The sequence below is a fragment of the Chitinophaga filiformis genome (assembly GCF_021646545.1).
GTDB lineage: Bacteria > Bacteroidota > Bacteroidia > Chitinophagales > Chitinophagaceae > Chitinophaga > Chitinophaga filiformis_A.
In genome coordinates, this window is record NZ_JAKIRP010000014.1 from 98,251 (window position 1) to 118,505 (window position 20,255).

General features: G+C 47.7%; 15 protein-coding genes. 2 read left to right on the plus strand and 13 right to left on the minus strand.

The window, feature by feature from the left end; all coding sequences use genetic code 11:
* Positions 1-182: 182 nt before the first annotated feature.
* From L3C95_RS26685 to L3C95_RS26705, 5 genes are all read right to left on the minus strand, one after another.
* On the minus strand, positions 183-500 hold the full coding sequence (locus L3C95_RS26685; protein WP_236392558.1) for a DUF6686 family protein: 318 nt from the start codon (positions 498-500) through the stop codon (positions 183-185).
* Positions 501-1,029: 529 nt separating this feature from the next.
* Positions 1,030-2,061, minus strand: a complete 1,032-nt coding sequence (locus L3C95_RS26690; RefSeq protein ID WP_236392560.1) for a hemin-degrading factor — start codon at positions 2,059-2,061, stop codon at positions 1,030-1,032.
* Between the two features lie 2 nt (positions 2,062-2,063).
* Positions 2,064-2,912 (minus strand): heme ABC transporter ATP-binding protein, encoded by an 849-nt coding sequence (locus L3C95_RS26695; RefSeq protein WP_236392562.1) that lies wholly within the window; start codon positions 2,910-2,912, stop codon positions 2,064-2,066.
* Positions 2,909-3,967, minus strand: a complete 1,059-nt coding sequence (locus L3C95_RS26700; protein WP_236392564.1) for a FecCD family ABC transporter permease — start codon at positions 3,965-3,967, stop codon at positions 2,909-2,911. The genes L3C95_RS26695 and L3C95_RS26700 overlap by 4 nt, the downstream gene beginning before the upstream one ends.
* 65 nt (positions 3,968-4,032) lie before the next feature.
* Positions 4,033-4,878, minus strand: coding sequence for a hemin ABC transporter substrate-binding protein (locus tag L3C95_RS26705; RefSeq protein ID WP_236392566.1), 846 nt, complete (start codon positions 4,876-4,878; stop codon positions 4,033-4,035).
* A 501-nt stretch (positions 4,879-5,379) separates the two neighbouring features.
* Between L3C95_RS26705 and L3C95_RS26710 the strand changes: the two genes are divergently transcribed.
* A complete protein-coding gene (locus L3C95_RS26710) occupies positions 5,380-5,631 on the plus strand; it encodes a hypothetical protein (RefSeq protein WP_089828543.1) in 252 nt (83 codons plus the stop codon).
* Between the two features lie 8 nt (positions 5,632-5,639).
* On the opposite strand, the gene L3C95_RS26715 is transcribed toward L3C95_RS26710, so the two are convergent.
* The 4 genes from L3C95_RS26715 to L3C95_RS26730 form a co-directional block, all read right to left on the minus strand.
* The gene (locus tag L3C95_RS26715; RefSeq protein ID WP_236392569.1) at positions 5,640-6,509 is read right to left on the minus strand and encodes a DUF4249 domain-containing protein; all 870 of its coding nucleotides are present in this window, start codon (positions 6,507-6,509) and stop codon (positions 5,640-5,642) included.
* A gap of 9 nt (positions 6,510-6,518) precedes the next feature.
* Positions 6,519-9,170, minus strand: coding sequence for a TonB-dependent receptor (locus L3C95_RS26720; protein ID WP_236392570.1), 2,652 nt, complete (start codon positions 9,168-9,170; stop codon positions 6,519-6,521).
* Between the two features lie 20 nt (positions 9,171-9,190).
* Positions 9,191-10,141 carry a FecR domain-containing protein gene (locus L3C95_RS26725; RefSeq protein WP_236392572.1) on the minus strand — a complete coding sequence of 317 codons (951 nt, stop codon included), beginning with the start codon at positions 10,139-10,141 and terminating at the stop codon, positions 9,191-9,193.
* Positions 10,142-10,318: 177 nt separating this feature from the next.
* Positions 10,319-10,828 carry an RNA polymerase sigma-70 factor gene (locus L3C95_RS26730; protein WP_236392574.1) on the minus strand — a complete coding sequence of 170 codons (510 nt, stop codon included), beginning with the start codon at positions 10,826-10,828 and terminating at the stop codon, positions 10,319-10,321.
* Between the two features lie 181 nt (positions 10,829-11,009).
* Between L3C95_RS26730 and L3C95_RS26735 the strand changes: the two genes are divergently transcribed.
* Positions 11,010-12,032, plus strand: coding sequence for a quinone-dependent dihydroorotate dehydrogenase (locus tag L3C95_RS26735; RefSeq protein ID WP_236392577.1), 1,023 nt, complete (start codon positions 11,010-11,012; stop codon positions 12,030-12,032).
* Between the two features lie 114 nt (positions 12,033-12,146).
* On the opposite strand, the gene L3C95_RS26740 is transcribed toward L3C95_RS26735, so the two are convergent.
* The 4 genes from L3C95_RS26740 to L3C95_RS26755 form a co-directional block, all read right to left on the minus strand.
* Positions 12,147-14,147 carry a glycoside hydrolase family 127 protein gene (locus tag L3C95_RS26740; protein ID WP_236392579.1) on the minus strand — a complete coding sequence of 667 codons (2,001 nt, stop codon included), beginning with the start codon at positions 14,145-14,147 and terminating at the stop codon, positions 12,147-12,149.
* A 14-nt stretch (positions 14,148-14,161) separates the two neighbouring features.
* Positions 14,162-15,778 (minus strand): RagB/SusD family nutrient uptake outer membrane protein, encoded by a 1,617-nt coding sequence (locus tag L3C95_RS26745; protein WP_236392581.1) that lies wholly within the window; start codon positions 15,776-15,778, stop codon positions 14,162-14,164.
* Positions 15,779-15,797: 19 nt separating this feature from the next.
* Complete coding sequence (locus tag L3C95_RS26750) at positions 15,798-19,154, minus strand: SusC/RagA family TonB-linked outer membrane protein (protein WP_236392583.1); 3,357 nt, start codon at positions 19,152-19,154, stop codon at positions 15,798-15,800.
* A gap of 191 nt (positions 19,155-19,345) precedes the next feature.
* Complete coding sequence (locus tag L3C95_RS26755) at positions 19,346-20,215, minus strand: FecR family protein (protein ID WP_236392585.1); 870 nt, start codon at positions 20,213-20,215, stop codon at positions 19,346-19,348.
* Positions 20,216-20,255 lie beyond the last annotated feature (40 nt).

The following is a 20,255-nucleotide window of genomic DNA, read 5'->3' on the forward strand; positions in this document are numbered from 1 at the left end:
TACGGCGACCTATGCGGATGCATTACCTGTGTTAAATAAAATATGTTATGGTATTACACGAACTACAGCGGAGAATGTAGCTATTGTATAATATTGGCGGAGTAATAATACATGCAAAGAAAGCATGTAGCGGACAAATAAGTTTATCGATTCAGGAAAATGATTTACGCGAAAAGGAAAATCTACCTGATCAGTTCATATACCTGTTGCAGTAATATGGCTTCGCTCATCGCTTCTTTCATATTCAGCCATTCCTGCCGGTTGAAAGTAAAACTGATATCCCGGCAGGGAGAGTGTACAACTACACGCTCTTCTCCATCCGGAAATAGCATACAGCAATCGTAGAAATTCTGATGCTCCAATGTTTCGTAGAATAGTTGAAAATCCTGTGGTGTGAAGTTCAGGACCAGGTTATTATGCCAGATATAAACTGTCTGGCAATTCACACAATGGCTGATGTGGGCTTGGTCCTTCCTGCACAGTGTTCTGATATCGCACATACTTTTTTGTTTATGGGTTCGGTAGAATCACAGCACTCCATCCGGAGCGCTGTGCTGGAAATATCCGGCCTGCCTGGTCAGCGGCCTGTCTGTAATGCTGACCGGCATTGAGAATGACTTCGCAGAAAGTTTCTGAGGATAGTAAAAATATTTTTGGGAGCTGACAAACAATGGATGCCTGCAGCATGATATATCAATCACTCTTTACGCAATTCAAAAATAGGAAGTAGTGACAAGGAAGAATGCTCAAATGAGGAAAACGATTTGTCTATTAGGGAAAATATCGGGATAGATAACGGGGTAGCACAATGCGCCAATTCAGGCCTTGCACTGGAACGTTCAATCTTAGCAGTGACGGCGGTGGATGAAGCCCATGGCTGATAGAGTTTTCATCGTCATATCATGACTATACCACAAACAAAAACGGATTAAATACAAATGCATTTAATCCGTTCAATATTGAATGATGATGGCACCAGGTTACACACAAGGCACTCCCGAGGAAGCGTTGTACAACATTCATCTTTCACTACAACTCCGCCGCCAGCGCGCGCCATTCCACCAGCTCCGGATTACCCGGCTTACGCTTACCGAAAAATTGAGCAATCATCTCTTCTGCATCGTCAAACACTTCTACTGACGTTACAATGCCATCCACAGAAGGCTTCTCCACTACCCAACATTGTGTAATAACATCGGTTTTAAGATGAAGATTGAAGTCCTCATCCATTACATTGATCCAGTTAGGAATGGCCACGATCTTCTGCACAGGCCCTGTATGGATTTCAATATTACCCGGATTACCTACGAACACCATCATCTCCAACCCGGTAGCAGCAGCCTTTTCCAACAATGTTTTTACACAATCATTGCTGATGCGGCGAGTATACTTACCTTCTGCCAGTTCCAGCGCCCGCACCCTGGACAGCTTATGTTTCATAAGCAGGGGGAAGAAATCATGCGTATCCTGTAATGCAGCCCAGCCCTGAAGAAAAGCTTCCTTATCAGCCTCTTTCTCAACGTACACCGGAGCAGGGAGATCGGGCGTTACTTTAATAACAGCAGGCTGTTCTGCCGCAGTAAAGCTGGCAACCACTGCATCCCAGGCAGCAAGGTTGGTTTGTTCTACCGCATAGATCTTTATGATGGCAGTTCCTTGTGCATCAAATATCTGGAGAGATTTTTTGAAGCCAATGCTATCGTCTGTTTCCACGGCAAAGCCATATTTCCAGCGGGAGAAAAACATACGCAGGTCAATATCTTTTCCCAGCACAGTGCCTACATGTTTATTTCCGGTATCCACTGTTTCAAAGACACCTTTACGTTCTATTACACAGTTTTCATTGCGCGTCAGCACCATCACCTTTCCAAGGGCAGGCATAGCCTGTATCAGGGCAGGAAACTCATTCTTCAGATGTTTTACAGTACCACCGGTGCACGCAGCCACCAGCTGTCCTTCACTGACCTGTAACTGCCTGGCAGCATCACGGATCCTTGTTTTCGGATGTTGTTCACGAAAGGCCAGCCATTGTTCTTTTAAAGTTGTCAGAGTTGCGTTCATTTTTACAATACTTTTAATGCCTTTGCGGCAGGTGATTGAAATAAGCCACCGGCAGCGGCGGTAACCACCAGCGGATAATGACAGTGAGGATGTGCCAACACAGCTGCATCCACACCGAAACAGTTTTTAATATGAGCTGACGTGAAGATCTCTTCCACAGTTCCCTGCGCATATACCCTGCCATCCTTCAACATCAGCAGCTTAGTGGCATAAGCGGCAGCCAGCTGAAAGTCGTGCAGCACGGCTACGACCAGTACACCACTGGCGGCCAGCGCGGAGGCCAGTTGTAATGACAACTGCTGATGCAGGATATCCATTCCCGTTACCGGTTCATCCAGCAGCAACATTTTCCTGCCGGCATAGTTGGTAGCCTGCAGATCGGGTGCCTCCAGCAATTGTGCGAGCACACGCGCCATTTGTACACGCTGCTTTTGTCCTCCCGATAATGTCGGGTATGTTCTGTCGCGCAGGTTATGTACCTGCATCACCTTTAAGGTGTAACTAATGATCTCTTTGTCTGCAGCAGAAAGATGGGCATTATAGACATAACGGCCCATACTTACGACCTCTGCCACAGTGAATGGCTGATTTAAAGTCAATTGTTGTGACAACACTGCCCTTGTGCGGGCCTGCGCTGTTACCGGCAATGTCTTTAGTTCCTCTCCTCCGATCATTACACTACCCCGGTATTGCATGTATTCCCCCGCTATTACTTTCAGCAATGTCGATTTTCCTGCGCCATTGGCGCCCATGATCACGCACAGTTCTCCGGCTTCTGCTTCCAGGTTAACGCCTTCCAGGATCTTCATTTTACCGAGTGAAAGCGAAATATCTTTTACGCACAACATCATGCAGGTATGGTCCTTTTTTCTTTGATAATAAGCCAGAGGAAAAATGGTGCGCCTATTACAGCGGTGATAATTCCTACCGGCAATTCCGCAGGTGCTACAATGGTACGGCACAAGAGGTCTGCAACAGTCAGCAGTACTGCGCCAGACAGTGCAGCACCCGGTATTAATATGCTGTAATCAGGTCCGGTAAATTGACGTACGATATGTGGTACGATCAGACCTATAAATCCGATGATGCCTGCTACCGCCACGCCTGCCGCGACTGCCATCGTTGCAAAGATGATCAGCAGCGATTTCAGCCTCGGTACCCGCACACCACTATGCATGGCTTCCCTTTCACCCAGGGCCAGCAGGTTCAGTGCTGGCGCCAGGCGGGGCAGCATGATCAGCGGAATGATAACGAAAGGCGCTACCCCTGATACTGTCTGCCAGCTGGCACCTCCCAGGCTGCCGAGCGACCAGAAAGTGATACTGCGTAATTGTTCATTGTTGGCCAGGTAAGTCATCAGGCCAGTAACAGATTCACACAATGCTCTTACGGCAATACCCGCCAGCAGCATTGTGGAAATAGCAGCCTGTCCGCCCGTACGGGCAATGCGGAAAATAAACAAAGTAGTAATGACCGCTCCTGCAAATGCCGCCAGGTTCAATGCATAAAAATTCAATACCGGCGCCTGCTCAAATACAGGCAATGCACTTTGTACGATGATCATCACCACCGCTGCCATCGAAGCACCGGAACTGATACCGATCAGGCCCGGATCTGCCAGCGGATTCCGGAACAAACCCTGCAGTGATGCCCCTGCCACACCAAGTCCCGCGCCTATTAATGCACCCAGCATCACCCTCGGCAGGCGGATCATCCACAGTACGCCGGGCATATTCTCTTCATAGGCTACAGGCAGGTGGATGCCTGCCTTATCCAGCAGGATCGCAAGTACCTGCATCGCAGATATATGCATGGCGCCTGTACCGGTTGCCAGCAGTATCACTATGATGAGCAACACACTCAATATGGTGATACTGCTGACGCGTTTTATGTTTGCTATATTCATTGGCATTTATTCATTCATCGGACATATCCTAAACACACTCTCTCTTATGGAGTCAGATGCAGTTCTCAGGAATTCAACTTTCCTGCCAGTTCCTGCACAGCCTGTATTACGCGCGGTCCGAAACCCGTCAGCAGCTGACCATCCATTACGATCACCTTCTTTTGTTTGCCTGCTGTTGTCTGTGCAATGCCCTGTACTTTCAGCAGGCCATCCACACCGCCCATGCTTTTTAATCCGTCGTCAAACATGAGGATCACATCCGGATTGGCAGTCACCAACGCTTCAGGTGTCAATGGTTTGAAATCATTGAACCCGGTAGCTGCGTTCTGTGCACCAGCAAGCGCGATAATTTTATCGAGCGGCGTTTCTTTACCTGCTACCATCATTGTACCCGCACCACGGGCGTAGATGAACAATACTTTTTTAGGTTGTGCCTTTATATGTAATGCCTGCTGCTCTTTATCCAGTTGTTTTACCAGGGCAGCGCCTTTCTCCGGCACTTTCAGCGCAGCAGCTACTTCTGTGATCAGTTTTTTTGTTCCGGCCACAGAGAAATCCTGTTTCATCAACACCGTCTTGACACCCACACTTTTGAATTGTTCGATCACTGCCGGTTGAATAAAATTGTCAGTAGCCAGGATCAGGTCTGGCTGTAATGCCAGTACAGGCTCCGCAGAAATGTTCCTGTTATGGCCCACTTTTGCTACCTGCTTCATGCTGGCAGGATAAGTACTCGTTACATCCACCCCCACCAGGGCACTCTCAAATCCTAACGCACATACAATCTCGGTAACAGCCCCGTTCAGGGATACAATGCGTTTAGATCCCTGTTGCGCGCTAACATTCATCGCTGCCAACAGGCAGACAGCCAATGACACGATCAATGACCGTATCCTTATATGATTCATCATAATCTGATTAAAGTAAGAATGACAATAAATAGTGTTGAAAAGAAGAAATGAATGGTTGACCCTACCCGGGGTTTGGGCCAACCATCGCTTACCATAAGCATTTTTACTCCGCCATGCTCAGGCAAGAACTTTGAATAAGTTATCGCATACAGGATACCGGGAAGTCAGGTATTGGCACAATGAGGCCATTACGGAACTTCACAGCTGTCCGGTACAGTTTTACCAGTAACTAAAATTAAAAGTGTAGTCAGCCGAGAATGATATATAGGGATATATCAGCAATAGACTGACAGGTGCGGCGGAGTAATTGAGTGATGCAAATCTATGTCATAGAAATGTAACAAACTAATCGGATCGGGAAAATTTTATGACAATCTTTACGCAAAAGGAAATATTTACGCCTTTCAATGTTTCATGTGGGAAGTTCGTGAGGGGGTTAAACTAAATGGTTTCTGCCATTGTTAAATATACATTACCTATCACCGGAAAAACTTTAAACCCATGGATTGGGATGAAATACTGAATCCACTATCGCCATACTATCAGAGTGCGATGCAGGAACAACAACAACTTGTGAATCTGCAGGATGGACTAATATCAGCTGCCAGAGAACTGATGTCATCCGTTTACCCGCAGATATATCACCTTGAATCGGCCGGATACACAGAACTTGAAAACACCATTATTTCAGAATGTGTGAAACTGTCGTGTAAACTGAACGATATCATACTGAAGTACCAGATAGAAAAATAGCCGCTGTACTACTCTACTGAGAATGAAAGCCTTTTGGCGTTCACCCCTCCCAAGATGCCATATCCGTTCTCCACATTGGAATAGACGTTCACCGGATCCATTGAAAAATCCAGCCGCTCCTCCAATCGTTGCGAATATGTTCCATCAAGGTATTTGTAGGCTCCTCTGGTCAACCCGCTGACTTCCACGATCATGTGAGAAGCTGTCACTTCTTTGCTTGTCTGCAACACGAAGAGGACATCTTTTCCATTGATCCGGTCATCAGTCAGCAGTACTTCACTGTAATACGCATTACCGATAACATCAATGAAGCTATTGTTGAACAATGGGTCCAGGCGGAATTTTACCGTATCCCGCTTCAGGGGTACGATCTGTCCATTTACGGTATCTGCATTATATACACGGATCCTGTAATAATTCTTTTCTGCGATATTATCTTTCAGGGAGAACTTTATCCTGTTGGAGGCTATTTGTGCGGATGCATCCCTGATATCAGGTGCAGACGGCGTACTATCGGTTGCCTCAACACTCGTCAGACCGGTATAACTCACGCTCACCGTATATTGTTTTCCGGTCCCTGCCACTCCCTGTGATACATAATATCCTCTCCCATTGATCACCCGCCACTCCGGCGCAGGCAAGGTCATCCCGTTTTCCTGTATGACCACTGCAGCGCCCTGCAACTCCGGAAACCGCAGGTTACCATATTCCTTCACCGGCTTGCTTTTGGTGACGCGTATATATATGAGACTGTCCGGTTGTATCAGGCTGTTCAGCACAACTTTGTCCCCGTCATAAGGAATCGGCATCCGTGATTCTTTCTGACAGGCTGCTATCACAATGATCAACAATATTGCATAAAGAGAAAATGGACGCATACGTTTCATTTAAAATTTAATTGCATAAGTCACGCTGGGCAGAATAGGCAAAATGCTGATCTCTGCCAGGTACCGTTCTTGTTTCTCCGTATCTGTGACTATATAATAGGAGAATGGATTTCGCTGATTATATGCATTGTACAGACTGAATGTCCAGCTCTTTGTCCACAGCTTTTTCTTCTTGCTGTAGGTAGCACTGATATCCAGCCGGTGCATAGATGAAGTTCGATATTGATTCCTGTTGCCGATATGATCGATGATAGGATCTTTCTGTGGCGGATCAAAAGGAGATGGATCTCCTATACCTTCAAAGCTCGCTGTTGGCAAGGTCAGTGGCAATCCGGATGTATATTCCCAGGTGGCCGACAGTTCCCAGCGTTTGCCCAAACGCTGTGTCAGCACTACTTCAAGATCATGCCGGCGGTCATATTTATAAGGGAAGGACTTGCCCCCATTCACCGTTGGGAATGTCCTGTCTGACCAGGCCAGTGTATAACCGATCCATCCGCGGGTAGTTCCTTTCTTCTTTTCCAGTAAGATCTCTCCGCCATAACTGCGTCCCTTGCCGACAGCTACCAGATCATCCCAGTTTTCACCTGCGCCATCAAATGGAGATACATACTCACTGTATTCTATAACATGGTCCATGGTTTTATAATAAACTTCTGCGGACATGGTATACATGCGGTGGCGACTGGTCTTCGAAACACCAATGGATCCCTGGCGGGAAAACATAGGTTGCACTTTCCCTGTGGATGGCACCCAGAGATCTGTAGGCAGGCTGGCTCCACTGTTGGAGAGCAGGTGCAGGTACTGGGTCATATGTGTGTACGTACCTCTTAGAGTCCACCTGCGCGGTAACTGGTATCTGAGTCCCAATCTTGGCTGTACCGAATGATAGAAACGCCCGTCCACCAGGAAACCCGAAGCATGAATGCCGGCATTGATCCGTAGCGCCTGTGATGCACTCCATTCATCTTCTGCATACAACAATATCTCCTGTCCGGTGGAATGGCCATTATCATACGTTGTATCCACGGATGGCGCTGCATCTCCGTCATCCTGAAACAATGATACGCCCGGGTTAAAGATGTGAGTAATAGCACCTGCGCCGAACTTAATTGTATGTTTGGGTTGGGGCCTGTATTCAAAATCTGCCTTTGCAACAATATCCTGAATGCTGGAAGAATATTTACCGTACAATCTGTTTGTATCTACCGTATTTATGGGCTTATAATCATATTTGTACTCAGTAGAAAAATAGTATTGTGAGTAATTGCTGGTGATGTTAGCAAACAATTTCGGACTGAATACATGGTTCCAGCGAAGCGTACTCGTATAATTCCCCCATAAAAACTTAGAACGGCTATCGCCAAAGTAAGCACTCGGATTGGCAGGATCCTGCGGCTTTTCTTTCCATTTTATATTCAGCTGGTCCTGTCCGATATAAGCACTCAGATACAAACGGTCCTTTTCAGAGAAGATATGATTCACCTTCAGATTAGCGTCGTAAAAAAACACGTATCCTTTACTATCAGGACTTCCGTCATCTCCATTGTCGGCAGTCTGTATCAGGTCGTTCAACAGCATATCGGTATGCGATCGGCGGGCAGACACAAGAAAGGAGGTTTTCCCTTTTTTGATCGGTCCCTCTACCATCGCCTTCGCAGCGATCAACCCGATGGCTGCTTCTCCATGAAACTGCTGCATATCGCCGTCTTTCAGCGAAATATCTACAATAGACGACAAGCGTCCTCCGTAACGGGCAGGAAATGCCCCTTTATAGAATTCTGCACTCTTTACAATATCAGGATTAAATACCGAGAAGATCCCGAACAGATGTGACACACTGAAGATCGGCGTACCATCCAGCAGCACCAGGTTCTGGTCCGGACTTCCACCCCTTACATTTAGTCCGCCACCGCCTTCTATACCGCCCGATACACCTGGCAATGCGCCGATAGCACGCATCATATCCGCCTCGCCCAGCAGGCGTGGCATGGCTTTCATATCGGCGGGCGATAAATTTAATTTACTCAGTGGCCCCTGTTCCTGCTGCTGACGGAATGTATCTGTCACGATGACCACTTCAGGCAGGCTGTTTTGTGATTGCAGGGGCACGATGACGGGTTCAGACTGTGATTTTCTGACTGGTAACATTCCGGGTTTATAACCAATGTAGGAGACCTGTAAACTAACCGTGTCGCGGGGTAGCGTGAGACTAAAAAAGCCAAACTGGTTAGTGGTGGTTCCAACATGTTGTACAGGGGAATAAACGGTGGCTCCGATCAGCTTTTCGCCGGTGGTGTAATCCTGCACATATCCACTGATAGTCTGCGTGGGATGTTTTTTGAATGTCAGCACGATCTGATCACCGATACGGGCGAACTGAATATCGAAGGGTCTGAAAATATCTTCCAGCGCTTTTTTCAGGGGCTTGTTATGTATGTTCACTGTTACCCGTGGGGACAAGTCAACAACGTTTTTGCTGTAAGAGAAATGGATGCCATATTGTTTCTCCAGTATAATACATATTGTTTCAAGCGGCTGGTCCTTCACTGCCACACTGACCCTGGTACGCCAATCCCACTGGGAGGATGCATGTACAGGAATACAGATCAGCAATGTTCCTAATAACATCCTACCAAACAGCGACATCATTCTTTTTAAGGTTGTAAAATTTATTCTTCATGCTTCTTCAATATTATGACGGTGTCTTTTTTCTCTATATCTGCATTGGTCATGAACGCAATAGACGCGAGTACATTCTCTGCGGTTTCTCCGGTAAAAGTAGCTGTTACCGGCAATTGCAGCAAGGCTGCGTCGGCAGTAACATGTACATGATAAACAACTTCAATGGTCTGCAGTACTTCCGATAGCGGTGTATCGGAGAATACCAGTTGCTGCCCCGAGGCATCCGCCACGTGTGCTGCGATCCTGAAGGGGACCTGTTCTCCCTGCTGTTCCAGCAGCATACCGGCCGACAGTACCACGCTATCGTTGCTGCGCCTGTCTGTCACCATGATCTGTCCCGTATCCACATGTATGCGCAGCGCACCTTTTTTCCCCGCAGCCACATCTACCATAAAACGGGTGCCTAATACTTTTATCGTCCTCTCCCCCAGCTTTATTATAAACGGGCGAGCGGCATCCGGCGTTACATTGAATATGGCTTTTCCTTCCAGCGACACTTCCCGCTGCCTGCGGCCAAACCCTGCCAGTACCAGCAGTTGCGCCTTATCTTCCAGCTGAACAGTAGTACCATCTTTCAGTTGTGCCACCACAGGCCCTGTAAAGCGCTGTGTACGGCCACTGCGGGTAGTTAGCCACAACAAACCCGTTCCGGCAGCAAACAGTATGACAGCGGCAGCCATCCACCACTTACGCCATTTGACCGTCCTTCCTCCCATCCTGGCGTTAAGCGACTGCCAGGCACGTTCGGTATCGGCAGGCGTCACAATTATATGAGGCTGTTCCTGCAGCAACTTTTCAAGTGCCGACAGCAACCCCGGGTGATCAGGATCACTATTCAGCCAGTCGTCCACCCACTGGCGCTCAGCCACATCGGCCTCCCCCAGCAAATATTTACATAGCAAGGCATATAACGCCTCATCAGCATACAGTTTAGTCATCGAACAGTTTGTAGTATTTATAACAGATGAAAGCAGGCAAAAGCACAATGAGGCTTTCTCATGGTAACAGACGCAGGTTGTGGCAGGTTTCCCCTATCGGGGATGCAAATATTCATGCGCCAACAGGGGTACCACGGCTCAGATCTTCCCCGAAGGGGCAAAATCATACCGGGTAAATCACAACAACAGCACGTGCAGGTATTCCTTCAGCTCTTTATGCATGATTTTCAATGCCTTCCCCATTTGATTCTCCACTGTTTTCACAGAAATGTTCATTACCTCGGCAATCTCGGCGTACTTTAATTGTTGCTGCCGGCTGAGTACAAATACTTCACGGCAACGCTCGGGTAGCACTTCCAGGGCCTGCTGATACATCCGCTCCAGCTCCCAGGCGGGCGACTGTACCTGGCCACCCGCAGCATGCAGATCGCCTGCTACCTGCTCTTTTTCCTGCCTTACCGTTTCCTTCCGCCAGTTACTGATAGCCGTATTCCGGATGGCGGCAAACAGGTAAGACCTCATAGCGCCGGCAACATCAATGGTTTCCCGTTTCTCCCACAACCGCAGGAACACCTGTTGCACCACTTCCTCCGCCTCATGGAGGTTGCCGGTGTAATGCACCGCAAATGCCAGACATGCGGCATGATGTTCTCTAAAGGTATTTTCAAATGTACGACGGTCCAGCATTGGTATTTAAACCCTGTAAAGATATAATATATACCCGGTTTTGTTGTGTTAACTGCTGACTATCACTCCTTCCGTGTATGCAAACAGGAAAGAATGACCGTTAAGCAGAAAGGTCCCGGTCATTAATTTTGTGAAGCTACACTGTTATTTGGGAAGGTACATTGATTAACTTTGTGCCCGCATGTATAATCTTATCAAAAAAATACTCTTCCGCTTCCCGCCGGAAAGCATTCACTACCAGGTGATGAAAGGCCTGCAGGTAATGCATGGTATCCCGCTGGGGAAAAATGTTGTACGTTCTTTCTGTTTGCCGAAACGCAAAGGTCTGGAAAGACAATTATGGGGACTGACCTTTAAGAATCCCGTAGGACTGGCAGCCGGCTTCGATAAAGATGCCCGCTATACAGACGAACTGGCCAGCCTTGGATTCGGATTTGTGGAGATCGGCACCGTAACACCTGTAGCGCAACCCGGCAATGATCAGCCACGCCTGTTCCGCCTTCCCGCCGATCAGGCCCTTATCAACCGTATGGGCTTCAACAACGGAGGCGCTATCGCCGCTGCCAAACGCCTGCAGAAAAGGAAATCAGACATCATTATCGGTGGTAATATCGGTAAGAACAAGATAACACCGAATGAACAGGCCATCAACGATTATGAGAAATGTTTCCATGCCCTGTTTGATGTGGTGGATTATTTCGTTGTGAACGTCAGCTCTCCCAATACTCCGAACCTGCGTGCATTACAGGAGAAAGAGCCGTTGAAACAATTGCTGCATCACTTACAGATGCTCAATGCACAGAAGCCGAAACAAAAACCTATCCTGCTGAAAATAGCGCCAGACCTGACCCTCAGTCAGCTGGACGATATTATCGAGATCGTACAGGAAACCAAACTGGCCGGTATTGTCGCCACCAACACAACCATCGACAGGGATAACTTACAGACGCCTGCAGAAGAAGTAGCCGCTATCGGCTCTGGTGGACTGAGCGGCCTGCCGGTGAAACAGAAAGCGACAGAAGTGATCCGCTATATCCATAAACACACCAATGGCGCTGTGCCTATTATTGCTGTAGGAGGTATCTTCACAGCTGCAGATGCACAGGAGAAACTGGATGCAGGCGCATCACTGGTGCAGGTGTATACGGGATTCGTGTATGAAGGGCCGACAATCGTGAAGAAGATCTGCGAAGGATTAAAATAATTAAATCTCATAACACTACAGGCGTCATATGTAACAACTCTTACACGTGACGCCTGTAGTATTAAAAACTGGAGCTACACAACGCGCATAGCTCCATGGAGCTTTCCCGATGGATTACTTAGCCAGTATTTCCACGTCCACTATTTTTTCGGGGAACCATACATTCATTTCCCCTTCGCCCCTGTTTGCCCATGCATAATATGGAATCAGCGTTACCTGCTTTGGTGCTGTATTTACCTGCTGTTGCTGTTCATTTACATTGATACTTTTACCTTCGCCTTTCAGTACCACGATACCATTCAGCATATCTTTCCTGACTTCAGGCTGGAATGTTTCAGGCAGCAGGAGATTGCTGGTGCGGCCATCGTTATCCTTCCATTCTGCACAATACATCAATGGTCCGCGCTGAATGGCTACCTTCCCGTTATCGTCTTTTACCTGCTGGATGGCCAGTACCTCATGCGTTTCCATCGGTAACTGCACTTCCACCACATCTTTTTTGTTCCACTTCTTTTTGATCACGGCATAGCCCTGCTCCAGCTGATAGCTTACCGGCTGACCATTTACTTTGATCAACACACTGTCTGCTTTGCCTGCCTTGAAATAATAGATCCCTCCGGGAATAGCTTCCTGCCTTGCCCAGCCGGGTATGCGGACCTTTAAAGTGAATTCTGTTGCAGCCGCCGGTTCGATATTGAAACGCAGGTCTCCCTGCCATGGATAGTTGTTAGACTGTACAATCTTTACCTTCTGTTTCTCCACTTCCAATGAAGCAGTACTGTTGACAAACAGGTTCACATATACCTCACGTCCTTTCTGTGCATAAATGTAGCCGGGCAGGGAAGGCAGGAAGCGCGCCATATTTGTGGGACAGCAGGAACATTCAAACCATCCGGAACGCGTTGCCTCCAGGCTGTGATGATGCATTCCTCTGCGTACCTGCATAGCGTTGGTGTAGAAGAAAGACTTGCCATCCAGGCCTACGCCCGATATCAGCCCATTGTACAGCACCTTTTCCAGCATATCCACATACTTCGCATCGCCATGCAACTGGAACATACGCTGGTTCCAGTAGACATTACCAATAGCTGCGCAGGTTTCGTTGTAAGCGGTAGCATTGGGCAGATCATAATTCTCTCCGAAGCGCTCTCCGTCAGGTACGGCGCCAATACCACCCTGTACATAGATCTTTTTGGTAGCCATATTATTCCAGATCCTGTCAATGGCATGCAGATAAGCGGTATCATTTTCCAGTGCCGCTACATCAGCCATTGCCGCATACAGGTACATGGCTCTTACGGCATGTCCCACTGCTTCGGATTGCTTTATTACCGGCTCCTGGTCCTGCCAGTATTTACCGTTCTCCCACGGATTCCGGCTTTTGGTATTATACTGCCGCTTGCCTCTTTCATCGATGAAGAATTTTGCCAGCTGCAGGTATTCTTTCTTCCCGGTAACGCGGTACAAACGTACCAGTCCCATCTCCACTATTTCATGTCCCGGTGCTACACCACGTTTGCCTGGCCCAAAGGTCTGTACCAGCAGATCGGCATTTTTCAACGCTATGTCCAGGAAATTACGCTTGCCGGTAGCCAGGTAATGTGCACTGGCTGCTTCAAACATATGTCCGGAGTTATAAAGTTCATGGCTTCCGTCGTGCTCCTTCACCCATCGCTCTGACCCCGACCAGTCATGCGGATGCAATGGATCGATGGTCCTGGCTGTATACAGGTATCCATCAGGTTCCTGCGCTTTGCCAACAACAGTGATCAGCGAATCCACATAAGCGTCCATCTTCTTATCGGGCGTAACCGCCATAGAATAAGAAGCGCCTTCGATGGTCTTGTAAATATCCGTATCATCGAAGGGGAACTTCGTACAGAACTTACCTTCTTTCGCTGCCGCCATCTCAAAGTTCTTCACGCGGCCAGTACTCTCACACCGCGCAAAGGACGCCGGGATCGTCACGTTATGATTCGTACGTACACGCGGCAGCCAGAAACTGTCAGTCAGCTGTACGGCAGTAAAATTCACCGCTCTCAAAGGATAGTCCGCCTGCTGCGCGCAGAGAGGAATAGCATACAACAATGCGAGTGATAACAATTGTTTTTTCATAAACCCTTTATAAATTAATAACCATCATTTTGTTTAAGATTGCCGTTCTTATTGATCTCAACACGGGGTATAGGAAAGAGTATGCGGTAGTCGCCATTAGGTGTATGCGAAAACCATGATTTCTTTGTAAACACTTTAAAGCGGATCAGGTCCTGCCTGCGCCGGTCTTCCTGTGCAAACTCCCAGCCCAGTTCATCCAGGAAGCGGCCATACTGCACATCGTCACCTCCTTCTACTGTCTGGTTCAGATGATTACGCAAACCGTAATTATAAACACTTCCCTTCAACAGGTCGGCGCCCGTAACGAGTGCTTTCTCCGGATGCTCTGTGAAATTCCGCTGCCTTACCTGTGTTACGAGTGTAGCTGCTCCTGCAGCGTCGCCCTTTCTTAACAGGCTTTCCGCTTTCATCATAAGGATGTCTGCATAGCGGAATAAAGGCCAGTCATTACTCAGCTGTACATTGGCCTTCTGCTTGAACTCAAACTTGCCAAGACGGAAACCATGTATCTCTTCTGACTGATCAATGCCCGGTACTTCGTTGATAAAGGCCAGTGGCTTACCGGTGTAAGCGCCCATAGTACAATTCAGTTCAGCACCGGCAGCGCTGTACTGCTGTCCCTTTATCCAGTTGTCGCGATAACGGGCGTCGTCCGTATCAAATGTATTGATGAACTGAGGAATAGCGCAGATACCGCCCCATGGAGTAGATTTCAGATTGTAGGTAGCCTGGCATGCAGGTTGTAATGTCTGCATGTGAATATCGAAGGCATTCCAGTTCGTTACATATGTTTCATCAAATGGCAGGGCGAAAATGATCTCTTTTGAATTCTCATTGTCCGTTACAAATACGCTGCGTTGTACAGGTTCCAATATGAAGCCTTTACCCGAATTGATGATAGCATCACATGCAGTAATACATTCATCCCATGCAGGAGTACCTGTGTACACCTCGGCATTCAGGTACATCTTTGCCAGCAGGGCATAAGCGGCCCACTGATTGAACTTGCCATAGGTGGTCTTGTCGTTTTTATCGCTCAATAATGGCAGGTTATCTTTGATTTCCTTAACGATGAAATCATATACCTCTTTACGGGTACTCTGTTCTGGCAGGAATCCAGCCGGCACGTCAAACTGTGTTACAACAGGTACATTACCATATACATCACACAGCACATAATAGTAGGAAGCTCGCAACACTTTCAGCTCTGCCAGTGTTTCTTCCTTACCGTTGCTGACAGGAATACTACCGGATTCCAACTGATAGATGATACGGTTACAATTCGTAATACCGGCGTAAGTACGGTTCCAGGTGTTGATAGTAACATCATCATCAGCCGTCCATTTATGCTCATGCAAACGGCGATAAATACCACCGTCCACCCAGCCATTCGGGCGTGCAGGGATCACCACCTCATCGGAAGTGGCTTCCTGTATACGGGCAAGACCATTCCAGTCGTTCAGCACAAAGCGCCAGTTCACATAAGCAGCGCCTACCAGCGAGGCCAGATCCTCTGTGGAAGGATCAAACTGACCGGCGATGATCTCGTTATAACTTGTATCTTTTAATTTGGTGCAGGCAGACACCAGTAACAGCGTTGCCAGTAATATTGTCTTGATAGATTGTTTCATAACAGCAGAATTTAACGGATCAGAAATTCATATTAACACCAACAGTAAATGTCCTGGCAGAAGGATACTTATCCCTGTCATCATTGCCTGGCGCGAGTCCCAGCCTGTTCACTTCCGGATCAATTCCCTTATAACCAGTAATGATCAAAGTGTTCAGCGTAGAGACATATACACGCGCCGAGTGCATGTATTTTAGTTTCAGGTTCCGGAAATTGTACCCCAGTGTGATATTATCCACCTTCCAGAAATCACCGTTCTCTACATAATAACTGTTAAACTCCAGCGGCATATCCTTACTCAGTACGGCCTTGCCGAATACCTTGTCGTAAGCAGATTTCAAGCGGTTGTACTGCTGCAGACCAGTGTTCTCATAATACATGCGCTGATAGTTCAGGATCTGATAGTCAAAAGCACCACGCATCGTAATATTCAGATCAAACTGTTTATAACGGAAGCTGTTATTCCATCCGGCGTAATACTTCGGAAGACCGTTGCCGAGTACACGTTTATCTTCAAAAGCATGCTGATAGCTGTCGTAAGGAACAGGCTTTCCATCGCGGCCTTCATAGATCCATTTACCATCTTCAGAAATGTCTACTACTTTGAAGCCATAGAAATCGCCGATATTATCTCCGATGTTGACAATGTGTGTAAACGTCTGGATCGGTTCGCCTGTACCACCTGTGGTAAAGTAGTTGTTGGTAGTCTTGTAAAGGTTGTTAGACAGGCTTACAAGTTTATTGGTGTTGGTAGAGAAATTCACGCTACTGTTCCATTCGAAGTTCCTTGTCTTTACCGGGATGAAGTTCACCAACACTTCCAGTCCTTTATTTTCCATCTTGCCTACGTTCGCACGTGTGGACGTATACAGGTTTGGAGGACTGGGCACCGGATAGTCATACAGCAATCCGTTAATGCGGCGGATGTAATAATCCACGCTACCGCTGATCCTGCCGCTGAACATGGAGAAATCTAAACCAGCATTCGTCTCATGTTTTTCTTCCCAGCGCAGGTCAGCATTAGGGTTCTGTGAGGGTCCCAGTGTCTGTATCCACACGCCATTTACATATACATAGTTGCTGTAGCTCAGGATGGCCACACCCAGGAAAAGGTCAGTAGGTTGCGTACCTGTAACGCCATATCCTGCACGTAATTTCAGGTCATCAAACAATGTCTGGCCTTTCATAAACGCCTCATTGCTGATACGCCATCCGGCAGAGATAGCGGGGAAGGTACCCCAGGGCTTCCTGGTGCCATACAGCTGACTGGCCGCTTCGTGACGTAAGCTGGCCAACAGCAGGTAACGGTCATCATAACTATAGGTAGCCCTGCCGAAGAAACCAATGAGGTTCGTTTCTGTCTTATCACTGAATTCCGGCGCCAGTCCTTCTTTCAGTGCCTGTCCTATACCAATATTGTTGTAGGTAAAGCGGTCTGTCGGAAAGTCCCAGTTCTGCATCCAGTGACTGTTATATTCGCGCTCCTGGTAGCTATAACCCGCCAGGGCGGTGAATTTATGTCTTCCTACATTAGCGGTATACTGTGCAGTGAGCTCCATCAATCTGTCAATCTGTTGTTTCGTACCAACGGATGCATACCCATTCCTGCTATCCCTCAGATTGGAGATATGCCGTTTGGTTTCTGAATAGCCCCTGTCTTCATTGTATTTGGTGTAAGAGAACAAGGCTGACAATTTCAATCCGTCTACCGGCAGCAATGTCAATGAACCGTTGAGACGCGTATTCTGGGAAGTATTGCGGCCATCGCTTTCATAGAGTCTTGACACCGGATTTTCGTAGTTAAACAGGCCTGTCTGTTCATACCAGTTTCCCAGCGAGTCGCGTACGGGAGATGTTGGATTACGGATGAGGGCTTGTCTGTAGGTATACCCATTAAAGCTGAAACCATCGCCGGTAGTTGTGTACTTGTTGTTGGCGCTTAGCATGCCCAGGTTGACCTTCAGTTTATCATCCAGCATGCTGTGATTGATATCGATACGGCCGGTGAAGGTCCTGTTGTCAGACTTCTTCATGATACCTTCCAGGGAACGGTAGTTCGCATTCGCGAGATAATTTGTTTTGGCATTACCGCCTCTCATGGTGAGGTTGTGTACATGTGTTAATGGCGTTTGTGATATTTCCTTCAGCCAGTCGGTATTCGCGCCCTGATCCCAGGAAGCGTCTCTGGTACCATCCGCGATCTGTTTGCGGTAATCGGCTGCTGTCAGCATTTCCGGTTTGCGGGCGATGGTTTGTGTGCTGACATATCCGCTGTACTCCACTGAATTGTTATAAGTGCCACTGGCCCTGCGGGTGGTGATGATGATCACACCGTTGGTACCACGGGTACCGTAGATAGCGGCGGCAGATCCGTCTTTCAACACATCTACAGACTCGATGTCTTCAGGTGCTACAGTTTTCAGATCGCCGGGGATACCATCTATCAATACTAAAGGATCAGCATTAGCGCCCAGCAGGGTGGTATTACCACGCAGCAGGATCTGTGAGGAACTGGTGGGGTCACCGCTGGGAGTAGCGATGGACAGGCCCGCCACTTTGCCCTGCAATAGCTGACCGGCATCCAGTACATTACCTTTTACGAAGTTCTCTGATTTTACGGTAGCTACAGCGCTGGTCAGGTCTCCTTTCCGCAGGCTGCCGTAGCCTATTACTACAACATCCGCCAGTGAGTTGTCGCTCAGTGCCATCTGGATATTCAGCTGGCTACGGCCCTTCACGGCTATTTCCTGGGTGCGGTAACCTATATAACTGATCAACAGTGTATCGGCCTCACTCCTTGCCTCGAGGGAGAACACACCTTTATCGTTGGTCATAGTACCCGTCTTTGACGATTTCACTACTATGCTCACGCCCGGTAGTGGCTGGCCTTTTTCGTCGGTCACCATCCCCGTGATGACCTTGGCCATGCCTTCGGGTACGGGCAGACCTTTTGCAGCGGCCTGCATGGCGGCAGACATGGGCATCCTTTTGATGATGATATATTTTCCCTCCTGTACATAGAACAGGTCGTGCGGCAGCAGCAGTGCGTCCAGTACCTCTTTTAGCGAACGCTCTTTGTTCTCCAGTGCGGGCACGGGGGTGTTGCCGGCCAGTACACCATCTACAACAAAGAGGAACGGCGCCTGCGTTTCTATGCGTTTCAATACTTTATCAAGTTTTCCTTCCCTGATATTCAGCTGCAACATCACGGTGTTCAGGTCTTGTCCGCTGGTATTACGGGCAATGAGTAACAACGTTGTTGTACACAGCACCATCATGATCATGATCACTGTTCGCATTAGCTTAAGCAAAAGGTCTGGTAAATAATGGTGGGTAATGCCCATAGGCTTCCCTGTCAAAATACCGTAGTATTTCATATCTTTAATTGCATTTTGTATGATGTAATAGAATACAAAGCCGTAGCGCCTGTTTGCATATATGGTTTGCAGACTCTGATGCAGACAGCGCTATGTTATCCTTTCCTTATGGGAAAGGATTTTTTATGTGGTATCGCCGGGAAATGCTGTTGTTTGTTTCATAACGGGATTGCTTGATTTTTGTGAAAATATTATTGGCACCCTTCGCCGCTGATAGATATTTCTCTTTTGTCCTGACTGATGCGGTACGTGGAGTTGTTGATCTTACACAATAGTTCCAATATTCTCTCCATAGGCGTGTGCTCATCAAAGCTGGCGATGAACGTACACTTCTTCAGTGCATCGTTTTCGAAATGGAAAGCTACATCGTACTTCCTGCTTAGCATATTGGTAATAGATTCAAATGTCTCATTGTTCACTTCAAAACCGCCTTTTATCCAGGCGTGGTAAGCTGTTGCATTGACTGTTCTTTCGGCAGTGCTATCTGTCTTTTCTTCCAGCGTGATCTGTTTATTGGCTGTCAGCACAGTAATACGTTTCTTTTCGTCTTCCACTTTTATCTTTCCGGAAGCTACGGTAATGGAAGTCGGCTCGCCGCTATAGGCTTTAATATTGAAGCTGGTACCCAATACGGTTGTAGTGCTGCCACCGGCTTTCACTACAAATGGCCGGGCGCCTTTTTTCACGTCGAAAAACGCTTCACCGCTGAGCGTGACTTCCCTGCGCTGTGGCCAGTCATTGTACTGCAGTTTGCTGTCGGCATTCAGCCATACAATACTGCTGTCTGGCAATATGATCCTGTGCTGCTGTTCTTTTGGTACATATATGACAACCTTCTTTTCCTCCCGCTTCGGATATAAAACCCAGATCCCCGCGGCTATCATAACCGCGGCTGCCATCCACCATACGGAGGACAGCTGCCGTTTCCGGGCACTGTCTTCATTCCTGACCATATCCATTTCTTCCTTTCCATACCATTGCATCAGGATGTTGATCTCTTCCTCTGTAGCTGTACCTGCCAGCCATTTTCGGGCAAGTTCGTGGATGTAATCGTCAGGCATTTTTCCGAGTTATACTAATTAAGAGTGTATAACTGACAAT

Coding starts and splice junctions, on each gene's coding strand:
- L3C95_RS26700 (WP_236392564.1), bottom strand. CDS start 3,967: ATGAATATAGCAAACATAAAACGCGTCAGCAGTATCACCATATTGAGT.
- L3C95_RS26690 (WP_236392560.1), bottom strand. CDS start 2,061: ATGAACGCAACTCTGACAACTTTAAAAGAACAATGGCTGGCCTTTCGT.
- L3C95_RS26735 (WP_236392577.1), top strand. CDS start 11,010: ATGTATAATCTTATCAAAAAAATACTCTTCCGCTTCCCGCCGGAAAGC.
- L3C95_RS26740 (WP_236392579.1), bottom strand. CDS start 14,147: ATGAAAAAACAATTGTTATCACTCGCATTGTTGTATGCTATTCCTCTC.
- L3C95_RS26695 (WP_236392562.1), bottom strand. CDS start 2,912: ATGATGTTGTGCGTAAAAGATATTTCGCTTTCACTCGGTAAAATGAAG.
- L3C95_RS26725 (WP_236392572.1), bottom strand. CDS start 10,141: ATGACTAAACTGTATGCTGATGAGGCGTTATATGCCTTGCTATGTAAA.
- L3C95_RS26710 (WP_089828543.1), top strand. CDS start 5,380: ATGGATTGGGATGAAATACTGAATCCACTATCGCCATACTATCAGAGT.
- L3C95_RS26705 (WP_236392566.1), bottom strand. CDS start 4,878: ATGATGAATCATATAAGGATACGGTCATTGATCGTGTCATTGGCTGTC.
- L3C95_RS26715 (WP_236392569.1), bottom strand. CDS start 6,509: ATGCGTCCATTTTCTCTTTATGCAATATTGTTGATCATTGTGATAGCA.
- L3C95_RS26755 (WP_236392585.1), bottom strand. CDS start 20,215: ATGCCTGACGATTACATCCACGAACTTGCCCGAAAATGGCTGGCAGGT.
- L3C95_RS26745 (WP_236392581.1), bottom strand. CDS start 15,778: ATGAAACAATCTATCAAGACAATATTACTGGCAACGCTGTTACTGGTG.
- L3C95_RS26720 (WP_236392570.1), bottom strand. CDS start 9,170: ATGATGTCGCTGTTTGGTAGGATGTTATTAGGAACATTGCTGATCTGT.
- L3C95_RS26685 (WP_236392558.1), bottom strand. CDS start 500: ATGTGCGATATCAGAACACTGTGCAGGAAGGACCAAGCCCACATCAGC.
- L3C95_RS26750 (WP_236392583.1), bottom strand. CDS start 19,154: ATGAAATACTACGGTATTTTGACAGGGAAGCCTATGGGCATTACCCAC.
- L3C95_RS26730 (WP_236392574.1), bottom strand. CDS start 10,828: ATGCTGGACCGTCGTACATTTGAAAATACCTTTAGAGAACATCATGCC.